Origin of the sequence: Deminuibacter soli (genome assembly GCF_003412455.1) — a bacterium.
Taxonomy (GTDB): Bacteria; Bacteroidota; Bacteroidia; order Chitinophagales; family Chitinophagaceae; genus Deminuibacter; species Deminuibacter soli.
Genome location: NZ_QTJU01000001.1, coordinates 1,022,979 through 1,037,471, shown reverse-complemented (window position 1 = coordinate 1,037,471; position 14,493 = coordinate 1,022,979). Strand labels below are relative to the sequence as shown.

12 protein-coding genes are annotated in these 14,493 nt (G+C 48.0%); 3 read left to right on the top strand and 9 right to left on the bottom strand.

What is annotated here, in order from left to right:
* Nucleotides 1–12: 12 nt before the first annotated feature.
* From DXN05_RS04500 to DXN05_RS04490, 3 genes are all read right to left on the bottom strand, one after another.
* A complete protein-coding gene (locus DXN05_RS04500; RefSeq protein WP_116845993.1) occupies nucleotides 13–2,118 on the bottom strand; it encodes a S41 family peptidase in 2,106 nt (701 codons plus the stop codon).
* Nucleotides 2,119–2,121: 3 nt separating this feature from the next.
* Nucleotides 2,122–3,156 (bottom strand): glucokinase, encoded by a 1,035-nt coding sequence (gene glk / locus DXN05_RS04495; protein ID WP_116845992.1) that lies wholly within the window; start codon nucleotides 3,154–3,156, stop codon nucleotides 2,122–2,124.
* Between the two features lie 148 nt (nucleotides 3,157–3,304).
* Nucleotides 3,305–5,296: an alpha-ketoacid dehydrogenase subunit alpha/beta gene (locus DXN05_RS04490; protein WP_116845991.1), complete on the bottom strand. Its 1,992-nt coding sequence runs from the start codon at nucleotides 5,294–5,296 to the stop codon at nucleotides 3,305–3,307.
* 178 nt (nucleotides 5,297–5,474) lie between these two features.
* Here DXN05_RS04490 and fabF point away from each other — a divergent pair, with 178 nt between their 5' ends.
* The gene (gene fabF / locus DXN05_RS04485; RefSeq protein WP_116845990.1) at nucleotides 5,475–6,719 is read left to right on the top strand and encodes a beta-ketoacyl-ACP synthase II; all 1,245 of its coding nucleotides are present in this window, start codon (nucleotides 5,475–5,477) and stop codon (nucleotides 6,717–6,719) included.
* 109 nt (nucleotides 6,720–6,828) lie between these two features.
* Here the strand turns inward: fabF and DXN05_RS04480 are convergent, their stop codons facing one another.
* From DXN05_RS04480 to DXN05_RS04465, 4 genes are all read right to left on the bottom strand, one after another.
* The gene (locus tag DXN05_RS04480) at nucleotides 6,829–7,191 is read right to left on the bottom strand and encodes a phage holin family protein (protein WP_116845989.1); all 363 of its coding nucleotides are present in this window, start codon (nucleotides 7,189–7,191) and stop codon (nucleotides 6,829–6,831) included.
* 11 nt (nucleotides 7,192–7,202) lie between these two features.
* Nucleotides 7,203–8,483 carry a M16 family metallopeptidase gene (locus DXN05_RS04475; protein WP_116845988.1) on the bottom strand — a complete coding sequence of 427 codons (1,281 nt, stop codon included), beginning with the start codon at nucleotides 8,481–8,483 and terminating at the stop codon, nucleotides 7,203–7,205.
* A gap of 44 nt (nucleotides 8,484–8,527) precedes the next feature.
* Nucleotides 8,528–9,766: a M16 family metallopeptidase gene (locus DXN05_RS04470; protein WP_116845987.1), complete on the bottom strand. Its 1,239-nt coding sequence runs from the start codon at nucleotides 9,764–9,766 to the stop codon at nucleotides 8,528–8,530.
* 95 nt (nucleotides 9,767–9,861) lie between these two features.
* Nucleotides 9,862–11,088 (bottom strand): aspartyl protease family protein, encoded by a 1,227-nt coding sequence (locus DXN05_RS04465; RefSeq protein WP_245975120.1) that lies wholly within the window; start codon nucleotides 11,086–11,088, stop codon nucleotides 9,862–9,864.
* Nucleotides 11,089–11,489: 401 nt separating this feature from the next.
* On the opposite strand from DXN05_RS04465, the gene DXN05_RS04460 reads away from it, so the two are divergent.
* Nucleotides 11,490–12,614 (top strand): CofH family radical SAM protein, encoded by a 1,125-nt coding sequence (locus DXN05_RS04460; RefSeq protein WP_116845986.1) that lies wholly within the window; start codon nucleotides 11,490–11,492, stop codon nucleotides 12,612–12,614.
* A 131-nt stretch (nucleotides 12,615–12,745) separates the two neighbouring features.
* Here DXN05_RS04460 and DXN05_RS04455 read toward each other — a convergent pair whose 3' ends face one another.
* Together DXN05_RS04455 and DXN05_RS04450 are read right to left on the bottom strand one after the other, a co-directional pair.
* Complete coding sequence (locus tag DXN05_RS04455) at nucleotides 12,746–13,168, bottom strand: Fur family transcriptional regulator (protein WP_245975119.1); 423 nt, start codon at nucleotides 13,166–13,168, stop codon at nucleotides 12,746–12,748.
* A 30-nt stretch (nucleotides 13,169–13,198) separates the two neighbouring features.
* Complete coding sequence (locus tag DXN05_RS04450; RefSeq protein ID WP_116845984.1) at nucleotides 13,199–13,855, bottom strand: SCO family protein; 657 nt, start codon at nucleotides 13,853–13,855, stop codon at nucleotides 13,199–13,201.
* Nucleotides 13,856–13,981: 126 nt separating this feature from the next.
* Here DXN05_RS04450 and DXN05_RS04445 point away from each other — a divergent pair, with 126 nt between their 5' ends.
* A complete protein-coding gene (locus DXN05_RS04445) occupies nucleotides 13,982–14,425 on the top strand; it encodes a MerC domain-containing protein (RefSeq protein ID WP_116845983.1) in 444 nt (147 codons plus the stop codon).
* Nucleotides 14,426–14,493 lie beyond the last annotated feature (68 nt).

Here is a 14,493-nt window from a genome sequence, read left to right as displayed (position 1 = left end):
ATTTAATAAGGATTATTCGCTCATCAGTGCGAATGCGAAATGAATATAGGGATCGGTGGCAACATATTTCCGCGCAATTTCGTTCATTTCCTGGCTAAGTGCATCTGCTTTTATTTTAGCGGCATCAAAGCTCACCGTTTCAACAGTAAACAATGATTCGCCGACTACTTTATCAGTAGATAATGTTTTCTGCAGATCACGCAATTGCTGCCTGCGCTTCAATGCATCTGCCAGGGTAAGCTGCACGTCGTTTTCTTCCTTATCCTGCTGCAGGTAAGTGCCGTAATTTTTTACTGCTGTGAAATAAGGATATTTTGTAAACAAGGTATTCGCCTTTTGCTGCATGGCAGCCAGCGGCAATGCAGGGTAGGGGCGGTAATATTTGTTGGGGGCAATGGCTTTGCTGTGCAGGGCAAAGGGCTCGTTTTTTTCTTTCTCGTTTGAGTAGTCGCTTACATCCGGCAGGGCAATATCTGGTATTACGCCGGTAAACTGTGCAGCTTCCCCGGTAATGCGGTACAGGCGTTCGCCGGTTACTTTCAGGTACGATGCTGTTTGCGCAACACGCGGATTATTGCTGCGAATAGCAACTGTATCAAGCGGCCATACTACCTGGCTGGTAGCTTTGCCATACGTGTCTGAGCCTGCAATCACCGCACGGTGGTAATCCTGCAAGGTACCGGCCAGAATTTCAGAGGCAGATGCGCTGTAGCCATTTACAAGTATCATTAAAGGCCCATCGTACACGGTGCCGCGGTTTACATCACGCAGGGTAACAATGGCTGTGGTATCACGGCCGCACAACTGCAGTACAGGGCCTGCATTGATAAAAATACCGGCAAGCGCCACTGCTTCCTGCAGAGAGCCGCCGCCGTTAAAACGCAGGTCCAGTATAAGGCCGTCGAGTTTGTCTTTTTTTAATTTGATGATCGCCTTGGTTACATCATTGGCACAGCCGCCCGACTGATCGTTGGGATCGTTGCCCCAGCTGGTATAAAAGGCCGGCAGTAAAATATAGCCGATGTTCTTTTGCCCCTTGAGCAAAAAGTTTTTCACCTTATCGGCGTCTTCATCTGCATCATCGGTTACTATTTCTTTTACCAGCGGCACTTTGCGTAAGCTGCCATCTGTTTTTTTAACGGTGAGGTACAGCTGGTCGTGGTTGCTACTGCTAAGCAGGCTGCTTATTTCTGTGGCGCCTGCCTGTTCTATGTCAACCGGCTGCTCGCCCTGCCATTGCAGTGTAACCAATTTATCGCCTACATTCAGCATACCGCTGCGAAACGCAGGGCTACCGGGCATCAGGGCATCTATGCTTACATCTCCGTTCTCGCTTTCTTTTAACTGGAAGCCAAAGCGGTAACGTTTCTGGCCCAGTTCGCTGTCGAAGTTTTCCTTTTCCGATACCGGGAAGTATTCTGTGTGCGGATCGTAACAATTGGCCAGCGATTTACAGTAAATATTGCCAATGGCATCGGTTAAGCCATGTGGCGTAGTGGCATAGCGCAACAGGTTGCGGTGAAAGAAGGCGGCTGTTTTTTTGCGCACAACAGCTTCCAGGCTATCGCCCTGGTGTTGCACATTGGCTGCGCCGCCAACACCATTGTCGGTGAGTTTGCCGGCGATGTCATTGAGTACGGCCAGCTTTATAATTTTATACAGCTTTGCCCGCATGGCGGCTGCGCCTGCCGGGTAGCTGGTATCTTCTGCTGCGCCCAGCAATTCAGGTGTGCCCAGGTGAAACGGTTTACTGCAGATACCGGTAACCATGGTATCTGCCTGGCGTATGCGGGTGTTGTACAGCGATACCAATGTGGTTAAAAAAGCGGTTTGCTGTTTGGCAATCTGCTGATGCAATGTATAACGAAATGGCTCCAGCCGGCGCATGTCTTCGCTGGTAAATATCATCCGCTGATCATCGAGCGTTTCCAGAACGCTGTTGTATAAATCGTTCGACAGCACTTCGTTCAACGCCCGCGGTTGCACATGCAATGTTGCTGCCAGGCGGGTAATCAAAAAAGCATCTTTGGCCCTGGCAACTGCAGTTATTTGTTGTTGCGCCACCGCAACCGTACACAGGCATACGGGCAGCAGCAGGGTTGATATTGTTTTTTTCATGCGTTAAATGCCATGCGCTCCGTAATAAGCTGCGCCAAACAGCGGAGCGTGATCGTTCATAATAACCCTGATAGGTACAGCTTCCACCAGGTCGTTCATGCGGTCGCAGTCGCAATAGGCAGCATAATACGCAGGCTGCTGCAACAGCGGCAATATTTTGGGAGGAATTCCCCCGCTGATATACAACCCGCCGCTGGCTTTCATTTTCAGCACCAGGTTGGTTGATTCATAACCAAGGTAACGGATATACAGCTCCATGGTTTTCACGCAAAGGGGCTCCTGCTTTTCAATAGCAGTGCTGCTTACCACCGCAGAGGGGTCTTTGCCTTCTGCCAGCAGTTTGGTAAGCCATTCCGGTTCCTGCATTTTCTCTGCATCGCGTAAAAACTGGTAAAGCACATAAATGGCGGGTCCTGCAATTACATGCTCCCAGCTTACCACTTTGTTTTGCTGCTGCAGGTATTGCAGCAGGCGGTAGTCGAGCGCGGTGCGTGGTGCAAAGCCGGTATGGCCGCCTTCTGTTGCAAAAGGATGAAATGCCCTGCCATCAAAAAACAAGGCGGCTTCGCCCAGGCCCGTGCCCGGTGCAATAATGGCAATATTGCCTGCGGCAGGTGCACCATTGCCGGCATGCAGTACTGTAAAATCTTCGTCTGGCAGGGTGGCAAGTCCATAGGCCGTTGCCTCCAGGTCGTTGATGAGGGCTACAGCGGTAACACCTGTTTCGCGGCTGAGTTCTTTTTCAGAAACCATCCAGGAAAGATTGGTGAACTCCACTTCGCCGTTAATGACCGGGCCTGCGACGCCCACGCATATTTTGCCGGGCTTGTGCGGTACATCCTGTATAAAATCGGTGATAATGTCAATAAAGGAAGCATATTCCTGCGAAGGATATTTTTTGCGCTTCAGCAACTGCATTTTAAGCCCCTCTACCTGAACCAGTGCCAGGTTGGCTTTTGTGCCGCCTACATCTGCTGCTAATACATACTGAATGGTGTCTCCTGTCTGTTGTTTTCCGTAAACTGCAATCGGTATCAATGCCTTTCGTTTTTGGTGAATAAAAACAGCTGTTCCTGTTTACTAAGGTAGTAAAATAATACGGCAAGTGTATGACTGCATGGGTTTACAGCGCGTGTAGCATGCAGATTCGCTGGAATCGGCATCGGCCATCAGCTTGCAATAGCCCTTAATATTGCAGCAGTGCCTGCACGGATTGATGCAGGCGGCTTTTGGCCAGGTATTGCTGTTCCAGTTCTGTATTAAAGGGAACCGGTGTATCGAGCGATGCGCAACGCATGGGCGGGGCATCGAGCAGTTCAAAACAATGTTCGGCTATCCATGCGGTTATTTCGGCGCCAATGCCGCCGGTAATACTGGCTTCGTGCAGCACCAGCACTTTGCCGGTACGTTGCACGCTTTGGCGGATGGCTGTTTCATCAAGCGGCAGCAGTGTGCGCAGGTCTACTATCTCCAGGCTTATTTCCGGGTGCTGTGCCGCATATTCAAGCGCCCAGTGTACACCTGCGCCATACGTAATTACCGAAATATCTTTTCCCTGTTGAACAATGCTGGCTTTGCCAATTTCCGTGATATAATATGCATCGGGTACTTGCCCGCTTACACTACGATACAGGGCTTTATGTTCAAAGTATAAAACCGGGTTGGGATCGTTAATGGCTGCTGCCAGTAACCCTTTTGCATCTGCCGGGTTAGATGGATAAACGACTTTTAAACCGGGCGTATGTACAAACCATGCTTCGGTACTTTGGCTGTGAAACGGGCCGGCGCCTACGCCTGCACCTGTGGGCATGCGTATGACCACGTTGGCAGATTGACCCCAACGGTAATGTATTTTGGCAAGGTTGTTTACAATCTGGTTAAAGCCAACGCTCACAAAATCGGCAAACTGCATTTCCACTACCGAGCGAAAACCTTCGAGACTTAATCCAAGTGCTGCGCCAATAATCGCGCTTTCGCAAAGCGGGGTATTGCGCACGCGGCTGGCGCCGAAACGTTCAAACAATCCTTCGGTTATTTTAAACGCGCCGCCATAAGCAGCGATGTCCTGCCCCATAAGCACCAGGTTGTCGTGCAGCTCCATCGATTGCAGCAGGCCATCTTTAATGGCATCGATCAGTCTTTTTTCAGTGCAACCTTTTTCCAGTGCTTCTTCATAACTGCGGGCCGATAGTACAGGCGGGGCATACACATCCTGCAGTTCTGCTGCAATGTTCAGGGTAACCGGGCTGCTTAATTCGGCAGCAAGCTGTAATTCCTTTTCTATGTATTGTTTTGTTTCCTGTTGTATTTGTTCAAGCGCCTGCGGGGTTAGCACCTGTTCGCTCAGCAGTAACTGCTCGTAATTGCGCACAGGGTCTTTTTGGGCCCATTCGGCAAACAGTTGCTGCGGTACGTATTTTACGCCGCTGGCTTCTTCATGACCGCGCATGCGGAAAGTCATACATTCAATAAGGTAAGGCTTCTGTTCACGCAGGCAATAGTCGCGTACGCCACGCAGGGTATCTATTACGGTGAGAATGTTATTACCGTCTATCTGCACGCCTTCCATGCCATACCCTTTGGCTTTGTCAACCAGGTTTTCGCAGCGGTATTGTTCATGCGTGGGGGTGCTAAGGCCATAGCCATTGTTTTCGATCACGAAAATCACAGGCAGGTCCCACACAGCGGCCACGTTCAACGCTTCGTGAAAATCTCCTTCACTGGTACCGCCGTCGCCCGAGAAGGCAAGGGCTACTTTCTGTTCACCTTTCAGCTTGTGCGCCAGCGCCACACCATCGGCAATGGCCAGTTGCGGGCCCAGGTGCGAAATCATGCCGCAGATATGATGCGCAGCGCTGCCGAAATGAAAACTGCGCTCACGGCCCTTGCTGTAACCATCCTGGTCGCCCTGCCATTGCATAAACAGTTTGTGCAAAGGCATGCCCCGGCTGGTAAACACACCCAGGTTGCGGTGCAGGGGCATTAGCCACTCATCGTTTTGCAGCGCATAACTGCAGCCTACAGCAATAGCCTCCTGGCCAATACCGCTAAACCACTTGCTTATTTTGCCCTGGCGCAGCAGCACCAGCATTTTTTCTTCAATAAGCCTGGGCAGCAGCAGCTCCCTGTAAATGGATACCAGCTCGTTGCCGGTAAACTGTTTGCGCTGAAAATTCATATCTGTAGTAGAATGTATTGCTAAGGTAATGCCTCACTGCATTGCATTGCAGCCTTTCCCCTACGAACGGCTGTTTGTTAACAAATTTAACAAGCCCTGTTCAAAACAAACACCTGTTGCAGGTTTGCTGCCTATTTATTGTTTACCTTCGCGCCGCCCTCAATTAAATTGAAATACAATGAAAAGAGTTGTTATCACCGGTTTGGGTGCATTAACCCCACTAGGAAACAATGTGCAAGATTACTGGCAGTCGCTTATCAATGGTGTAAGTGGTGCAGCCCCCATTACCAAGTTCGATGCGTCAAAGTTCAAAACCCGCTTTGCATGCGAACTCAAGAATTTTGATCCACTCAATCACTTTGAAAAAAGTGATACCCGCAAATACGACCTGTATACACAGTACGCCCTGGTTGCTGTTGAAGAAGCAGTAAAACATGCACAGCTCGATTTTGAAAAACTCAACCGCAATCGCATCGGTGTTATCTGGGGTTCAGGTAACGGTGGTATCCAAACATTCCAGGAACAGCTGATAGAGTTTGCAAAAGGTGATGGTACGCCGCGTTTTAACCCGTACTTCATTCCCAAAATGCTGGTAGATATTGCCTCTGGTATTATCTCCATCAGGTACGGGCTGCGCGGACTTAACTTTACTACTGTATCTGCCTGTGCAACATCCAACACGGCATTGATTGATGCATTTAACCACATTCGCTGGGGTAAGGCCGATATTATTATCACCGGCGGTTCTGAAGCACCGGTGAACGAAACCTCTATCGGTGGTTTTAACGCGTTGAAAGCACTGTCTACTTTCAATGAAGATCCTGCAGGCGCTTCACGCCCGTTTGATGTAAAAAGAGATGGCTTTGTAATGGGTGAAGGCGCCGGCGCCATTATTCTCGAAAGCTATGAAAGTGCTGTAAAACGCGGTGCACCTATTTACGGTGAAGTTGCTGGCGGCGGTATGGCTGCAGATGCTTACCATTTAACTGGCACACACCCTGATGGTGAAGGTGCTTACCTTGGTATTCTTGCTGCACTGGAAGAAGGCGGCATTGAACCCGCAGCGATCGATTACATCAATACACACGCTACTTCTACCCCTATGGGCGATGCAAGTGAAGTGAAAGGTATTGAACGTGTATTCGGCGCACGCCCTGATATGAACATCAGCTCTACCAAATCAATGACAGGCCACCTGCTGGGTGCTGCCGGTGCCATTGAAGCCATTGCCTGTATCAAAGCTATTTCAGAAAGCAAAGTGCCACCTACCATTAACACCACCGAGGTAGATGAAGCCATTGCAGGTAAATTCAACTTTACACTGGGTAAGGCAGTTGACAGAACCGTTAACTACGCACTGAGCAATACATTCGGTTTTGGCGGCCACATTGCTACCGCATTGTTTAAAAAGTTTGAAGGATAATTACAACAAACAGCCGGTATCACCGGCGGCTGTAATACATAAAAAAAGCGCTGCGTATCGGTTTTATCCGTGAGCAGCGCTTTTTATTTTGAATGTGTTGGATGAATGGCTATTGTTCCGGCTCGCGCGTTTGGCGCGAAATAATGCTTTCGAGAAAGAAGGTTACGACAGACAGCAATATACTGAACCAGAATGCTGCCCACCAGCCTGCAATGTGAAAACCGCCTACTATATCCGACGACCATTTGATGATGACCATGTTAATAATAAGCAGGAACAGGCCGAATGTAACCAGCGTGATAGGGATGGTTAAAATGATGAGAACCGGTTTTACAAACCCGTTCAGCAGGGCCAATACCAGGGCCAGCAGCACGGCGCTGGTGCCACTGTCAATACGCACGCCCGGCATCAGGTACGACACAATGAGGGCCGCGAGTGCAGTAACCAGTATTTTCCCTATAAACTTTCCCATGCCAATTACAATTATATTACAACCAGTTCATAAAAATCATCCGGCTGCAGGTATTGCTGTGCCAGTGCCTGCAATTCTTCAGCGGTAATGCTTCTGATGGTTTGCAGGCTATTGTAAAACCACGCGTCTGTAAGATTGTTCAGGATATAATTTTTCCAGCGGCCGATAATCTGGAACGGGCCATCAAGATCGCCCAGTACACTGCCGATCATATAATTCTTTACCAGGTGCAGTTCTTCCGCATCAACGGGTTCGTCGCGCAGCAGCTGCATTTCCTTGTATACTTCCGTAATCGTTGCTTCGCAAACATCGCGGCCGGCTTCTGTACTGATCATCCAGGCGCTGCTGTGTACGTGGTTTTGCAGGTAACTGTGAATGCCATAGGTATAACCTTTGTCTTCACGGATATTGCTCATCAGCCTTGAACCGAAAAAGCCGCCCAGTATGTTGTTGAGCACCTGCACTTTCGGAAAATCAGGATGGTGGCGGTTAGGAAAGGGCCTTGCCATGCGGATGGCGCCCTGCACGCCGTTGGTATCGTTGATAATGCGGTATTTCTTTTCCGTAGCAGGTGTAAACGCATGTGATACTGCGGGCATTTCTGTACGGTTAAATGGCAGCTGGCCAAATACCTTGTTCAATTGTGTACCAATATCTGCCGGCAATTTACCGGCTGCAAACAACATGCAGCGGCCGTTTTTGTAAAACTGCTGGTAAAATGCTTCCAGCGATTCGCGTTGCAGCGCATCGTAATCTTTGGTAGAGGTGTATTTGCCATAGGGGTGGTCAATGCCAAATACATATTCATCAATCAACCTGTTTGATACGAAATCGCATTTTTTCAGGTTTACTTCCAGGCGCTGTTTCTGGTTCTGTTTGTAAATGTCCAGTTCGTTTTGCGGAAAAACTGATTCAGAGAATATCTCCGCCACCACCGGTAATAAATCGGGTAAGTGTTTGGCCAGGCAATGCAACGTAACCGATGCGGTTTCGTTGTAGCAATTGCGGTTTAAATAGGCACCGTAAAATTCAAAATGTTCGTTGAGGGCAAAAGCCGATTTGCCGGCAGTGCCGTTCTTGAGCATAAAGTTGGCAGTAGCAGCAACAATGTTTTGCTGCTCGTACCAGTTGCCGGCATAAAATACCCATTCCAGCATCAGCACTTCCTGTGCACCGCCATCAATGGTGTACACAGGCACACCATTGTCAAGCGTGAACGATTCGTAAGGCTTCAGCGTTACATCAAAGTCAACTGCGTCGTGTATATCCGGTTCCTGCTTTCTGTTGAGCATATGGTTAAATAGATCTTGGTAGTAAAAAATTCGTTTGCGCTGTTTTAGTTCTTGCTGTAGTAGCGCATTTCATTGCTGTTGTTTACATCGAACAGCTGCTGGCTGCAGGTTTTAATTTGTTCTTCCGTAACCTCGTTGTACCTGTCCAGCTCTGTGTTCATGAGGTTGGCATCGCCCAGCAACTCGTAAAATGCAAGGCTGTTGGCACGGCTCATAATGCCCATGTCTTCAAAGGCAATAATGCTTTCCGTTTTGTTTTTCACCTTCTGCAACTCTGCTTCTGAAACGGCTTCCTGTTTCATGCGGTCCAGCTCGGCTTCAACAGCTTTGGAAGCATCTTCCATTTTAACACCTTGTACCAGCTTGCCTTCCAGCGCAACCAGGCCTGCATCTATGCTGCCGAAATGGTAACACTCCAGGTTGCTGAACAACTTCTGTTCTTTTACCAGTGACTGGTACAGGCGTGACGAGCCGCCACCGCCCAGTATCTCGGTAACCAGGTCGGCATTGTAATAACCCTGTTCCAGCCTGGATGCCATATGCCAGGTTTTGTAAAAGGCATTTACCGGCACATCAGCAGTTACTTCCAGCAGGCGGGGGGCTTTCTGTACAGGCTCAAGCGGCAGGCGGTGTTCGTATTTTTCACCCATGGGTATGTTGCCAAACCATTTATCTGCCAGGCGTTTGATGTTTTCAGTTTTTACATTGCCGGCTACAACCAGGATGGCGTTAATAGGGCGGTAATGTTTAAAGAAGAAATGTTTCACATCATCCAGCTGGGCGTTTTCAATATGGCTCAGGTCTTTGCCAATGGTCATCCAGCGGTAGGGGTGCGTGGTGTAGGCCAGCTCGCGCATTTTATGCCATACATCGCCGTAAGGTTTATTGAGGTAGTGCTCTTTAAATTCTTCGCTTACCACCTTGCGCTGCACATCAAGACTTTTTTTACTGAAGGCAAGGCTCAGCATACGGTCGCTTTCGAGCCAGAAGGCGGTTTCTATATTCTGCGCAGGCAGCTGGCAGTAATAGTTGGTTAAATCGTTGGTAGTATAAGCATTGTTTTCGCCGCCTGCACGCTGCAACGGCTCATCATAATCGTCAATATGGATACTGCCGCCAAACATCAGGTGCTCAAACAAATGGGCAAAACCTGTTTTGTTGGGATCTTCATCACGCGCACCCACATCGTACATCACATTTACCACAGCCAGGGGGGTAGATTGGTCTTCGTGTACCAACACACGTAATCCGTTGTCTAATGTAAACCTGTTATATTGAATCATATGTATAAACTAAAAAGAAATGCAAATTACGGAAACTGCACCGCTTTTGGCCGGCGCTGTGGCAGGCTGCAGCTAAGTTTAACAGTACGAGTAAGTTAGCGGCCCCGTAAAATGCTTTTGATGTTCATTCTAAGCTGTACCAGTTTGCCCTGGCGCAGTACAACAACAGTTACACGGGTATTGGTTATCTGGAGCAGGTTTTTATAGGCCTGTATGTCATTCGACAGGTTATTGCCCACCCCTACAATGATATCGTTTTTCTGGAAACCGGCTTTATCGGCAGGAGATCCGGTGATGATATCTATTACATGCACCGAGCCGTCAATTACATACATGCCAAGGCCGGTGTAAGAGTAGTCGAATACATCATTGTAGTGTGTGTTGGGTTTTATATAAATCAGCTGGTCGGGATAGTTGAGCACCACATTAAAGCGGCGCATGATATCGTTACCGATAAGCCCTGCCAGCACCGGGTACGAGGTAACATTGTACTCGTCATCAAATACGTATACAGGAACTTTTTTGAAGCGGTAGGGCCCCAGCTTTACTTCTTTAATCACTGTAAGCGACATGTTTTTCTTGCCTCCCAGTCCCTCGGCCTGTGTGGGGTATAGTTTGCGTTTTTTATTGAGCCAGGCGCTGTCGTCCATAAAATTCTGGGAAAACAGCATACACAAACCGGCGCCTGTATCCAGGTAATAACGGCTCGATACGGTTTTGGCATCTTTTACATCCAGCCGCTGCATGGGCAGGTTAGAGAAAATGGGGTGCAGGAAATAACCATTGCGGGGGTAGTTGTACGAGCCAGGTGTAAAAATATTGAGCATCATTTTGTCGTAGTCAACCGCCACGATATACCTGCGCAGGAAGGAGTAGCCCATAATGCCATCGATACGTATGCCGTACACACTGCTCAGCAAATCGTAGTCGTTGATGTGAAAATCGAGGCTGTCGCTTGTTAAGCCAGGCAGGTGCAGACTGTGGTTATAGGTAAACTCAACGGTTCTTACACCCGCAATGCCGCGTATGGTACGGGCAGAGGGCGTTCGTTTGAGTTTGAGATAGTCAACAGTTGCAGAATCCAACGAAATGCCACCGCTGCCTGTATCGAGCACAAAATTGAGCGAATCGGCATGGTCATCGAGGGTGGCAGTTACAATGATGATACCGCCGGTAAGCATTTTAAAAGGAAAGCTGGTAAGCAGTTTGGCAGAAGGGGCAATAAACTGTTCCTGTGCCCGCAGTGTGAGGCTGTGCAGCATACAGCAGGCAAGTACAGCAGGTAAAAGCACTGCCATTTTCATACGGCGTATGATAAGCATGTAAACAGTGGTTTTGGATGGTTTCAGAAACACGGTGCTGGTGGCAATGATTAACGGGCGTTGGCCGGAAAATTCAATTGAGATAGCAAGCCGGGCTTTTATACATAAGTTACGCTGCAATTGCCAATTACCCAAACAACTTACGGATGAGCGGTATATATAAACAGCAACTAAACTGTTGTTTATGCAGCTGAACAAAAAGGATAATGCAGTTTGCAGGGTACAAACAACAATTATTTGCCCACCGGCAACTGTTTTAAACGAATGTTATCCCATTGAAATAAATTTTGGGGCCCGGGCAAAAAAAATTCTTGCCTTGCACGTTTGCGTGGCTGCTTGTATACTTTACTTACATTTGTTGTCTGAATGGCATAGCCGTTTTTGTAAAAAGAAGAGCAAGCATGAACTTATCAGCGTTGTATGAGCGGGCGCTCAATTTTGAGTTTTTATCTATTGAAGAAGGCATGTACCTGTTTGAGCATGCACCTTTAACCGAACTGATGTATGTGGCGGATGAACTGCGTAAAAAGCAGGTGCCGCACGGTAAGGTTACCTGGCAGATAGACCGTAATGTAAATACCACCAATGTGTGCATTGCCAATTGCAAGTTCTGCAATTTTTACCGCATACCCGGTCATGCTGATGCGTACATCACCGATATTCCCACCTATAAGCGTAAAATTGAAGAAACACTGAAATATGGCGGCGACCAGCTGCTGTTGCAGGGCGGTCACCATCCTGCACTGGGTTTACAGTTTTATGTTGACCTGTTTTCTGAACTGAAGGCTTTATACCCGAACATTAAACTGCACACACTCGGCCCCCCCGAAGTAGCCCATATCTGCAAGCTCGAAAAGAAAAGCCACCACGATGTATTGCTGGCGCTGAAAACGGCCGGTATGGATTCATTGCCCGGTGCTGGTGCCGAAATACTGGTAGACAGGGTGCGCCGCCTCATCAGCAAAGGCAAATGTGGCAGTGATGAATGGCTGGCCATTATGCACGAAGCCCATAAACTAAATATTACCACCAGCGCAACCATGATGTTTGGTCATGTGGAAACACTGGAAGAGCGTTTTATCCATTTAACCCGCCTGCGCGAGGTTCAGGCCCTGAAACCTGCAGAAGCCAAAGGGTTCCTGGCGTTTATTCCCTGGACCTTCCAGGATGTAGATACCCTGCTTACGCGTATCCGCGGCGTACACAATCTTACCACGCCCGATGAGTACATCCGCATGATTGCCATTAGCCGTATTATGCTGCCAAATGTGAAAAACATACAGGCCAGCTGGTTAACTGTAGGCAAGGAAACTGCGCAGATTTGCCTGCACAGCGGTGCCAACGACTGGGGCAGTATTATGATTGAAGAAAACGTGGTAAGCGCAGCCGGCGCACCGCACCGCTTCACCTACAAAACCATGCAGCAGGCGATTAAAGAAGCAGGTTTTGAACCCCAGCTGCGCAACCAGCAGTATGAATGGCGACCCATTCCGGCTGCAATTGTTGAGCAGGTGATCGATTATTAATATAGTTGCAGGATGGATGGTTGGATGGTTATTCTAATAGCTGCAGCTGAATTCTGCGGCTGGTATCATACAGCAAACGGGCTGGCAACAAAAGTTACCAGCCCGTTTTTATTGAATAATGTTGATGGTTGTTATTGGTTGCCGCAACGACTGCAGATGCCGCTGATGATTACATCTGTTTGTTTGCCGGTAAAACCGCCGGGCAATTTTACAGATGGAATTTGCACATGGGTTAAACAAAATGTAGTATTACACTCATCGCATACAAAATGCACATGGTTGTCGTGGTGATGACCTTCGGTACATTCATCAATACAAAGGGCATATTTAACGGAATTATCTGCTGTGGGTATGGTATGAATAATGCCTTTTTCAACAAAAGTCTGCAGGGTACGGTAAATGGTAACCCTGTCGAATAAAGTACCGGTTTGTTTTTCTACGTCTGAATGCGCCAGCGCTCCCTGTGTTTGCAAAAAGAGTTCAAGAATCTTTTTGCGGCTATCGGTTACGCTCAGCTGGTTTTTCCGTAAGGTTTCGTTTATTGTTGTTTCCACTATCATGGTTCATCCTCCTGATATTGATATTTATGGGGTGCTGCCAAACATATTGTTGGCAAACCCACTTTCTCCTGTTTTTTCTTTCAGCAACGATTTCACTGTTTCCTGCAGGTTTTTGAGCTCGTTTTCTTTTAGCCCGTCATAAATCTGGCCTCTTACCTGGCCATTTTTGTCAACCACGGCAAAAAACTGGGTGTGCAAAAACTGGTCGTTTATATTGGCCACGCTGTTTTTAGGATCGTCGAGCAGGTAACTGCTGCGGGCTGCCTGGTACAGGCTATCTTTTCGGCCGGTTAAAAATACCCAGCGTTTGGTGTCTACCTTTAACGAATCCGCATAATGTTTTAGTACCGGTACTGAATCGCGCTCGGGGTCGCAGGTATGTGATACAATCATAAAATTCGGCTCATCTCGGAATGCGTCATAAATCTTGTGCATATTGGTGTTAAGCCTGGGGCAAATACCGCGGCAGGTGGTGAAAAAGTATTCTACCACACAAACCTTACCCTGCATATTGGCCTGTGTGAAAGGCGCTCCATCTTGTGTGGTAAAGGAAAAATCACGTACCGTATTGATTACCGGTGACTTAGATTTCCAATTATCGGTTCCCCTGAATAAAAAATACCAGAAGCCGCCTGCCAATGCCACAAAAAACACCAGATATACGATCAGCTTTTTCCGCATAATGCCTGTTTATACCTGCAAAGTTACGACACCTGCCAGCTATTACCGCAGAATGTTGTTTTGCTTAACTTTATTTTGCAACAAAGTTGCAAAGCTGTAGTTTTGTGTTTTCTAAACGGGAGGAGCATGAACTGGAAGATTAACTGGGATGCCATGGGGATTACCGCGTCGCTGGTATGTGCGATACACTGCGCATTATTACCGTTGATTTTGAGTAGTTTACCCATTTTTGGGATCAATATTATTGATAATGCCTGGTTCGAGTACGGTATGATTGCGCTGGCACTGGTTATTGGAGCCTATTCATTCAGGCATGGTTTTACGAAACACCATCATCGCCTGCTGCCGGTAATGCTGTTTGCAGCCGGCTTTGCCCTGTTGTTTTGCAAGCAGGTGTGGCATAGTTACCAGTTCTGGTTTTTACCGCCCGCTGTGGTGCTGATTGTTTCAGCACACTATATCAATTACCGTTTTTGCCGAAAGGCCGATCATTGTCATGCAGATGACTGCGCACACGGCAGTACAACTGCGCACAAACATGAAGCACACAGCAATACAAAAGCTGCCTGACAATAAGTTTATACAAAAAATAAAGGCCATCCCTGTTACAGGATGGCCTTTTTATATGCCGGTGTGCG

Bases quoted from the DNA above. Each gene is read 5' to 3' on its own strand.
- DXN05_RS04500 (WP_116845993.1), bottom strand. From the start codon at position 2,118: ATGAAAAAAACAATATCAACCCTGCTGCTGCCCGTATGCCTGTGTACG.
- DXN05_RS04490 (WP_116845991.1), bottom strand. From the start codon at position 5,296: ATGAATTTTCAGCGCAAACAGTTTACCGGCAACGAGCTGGTATCCATT.
- fabF (WP_116845990.1), top strand. From the start codon at position 5,475: ATGAAAAGAGTTGTTATCACCGGTTTGGGTGCATTAACCCCACTAGGA.
- DXN05_RS04480 (WP_116845989.1), bottom strand. From the start codon at position 7,191: ATGGGAAAGTTTATAGGGAAAATACTGGTTACTGCACTCGCGGCCCTC.
- DXN05_RS04475 (WP_116845988.1), bottom strand. From the start codon at position 8,483: ATGCTCAACAGAAAGCAGGAACCGGATATACACGACGCAGTTGACTTT.
- DXN05_RS04470 (WP_116845987.1), bottom strand. From the start codon at position 9,766: ATGATTCAATATAACAGGTTTACATTAGACAACGGATTACGTGTGTTG.
- DXN05_RS04465 (WP_245975120.1), bottom strand. From the start codon at position 11,088: ATGCTTATCATACGCCGTATGAAAATGGCAGTGCTTTTACCTGCTGTA.
- DXN05_RS04460 (WP_116845986.1), top strand. From the start codon at position 11,490: ATGAACTTATCAGCGTTGTATGAGCGGGCGCTCAATTTTGAGTTTTTA.
- DXN05_RS04450 (WP_116845984.1), bottom strand. From the start codon at position 13,855: ATGCGGAAAAAGCTGATCGTATATCTGGTGTTTTTTGTGGCATTGGCA.
- DXN05_RS04445 (WP_116845983.1), top strand. From the start codon at position 13,982: ATGAACTGGAAGATTAACTGGGATGCCATGGGGATTACCGCGTCGCTG.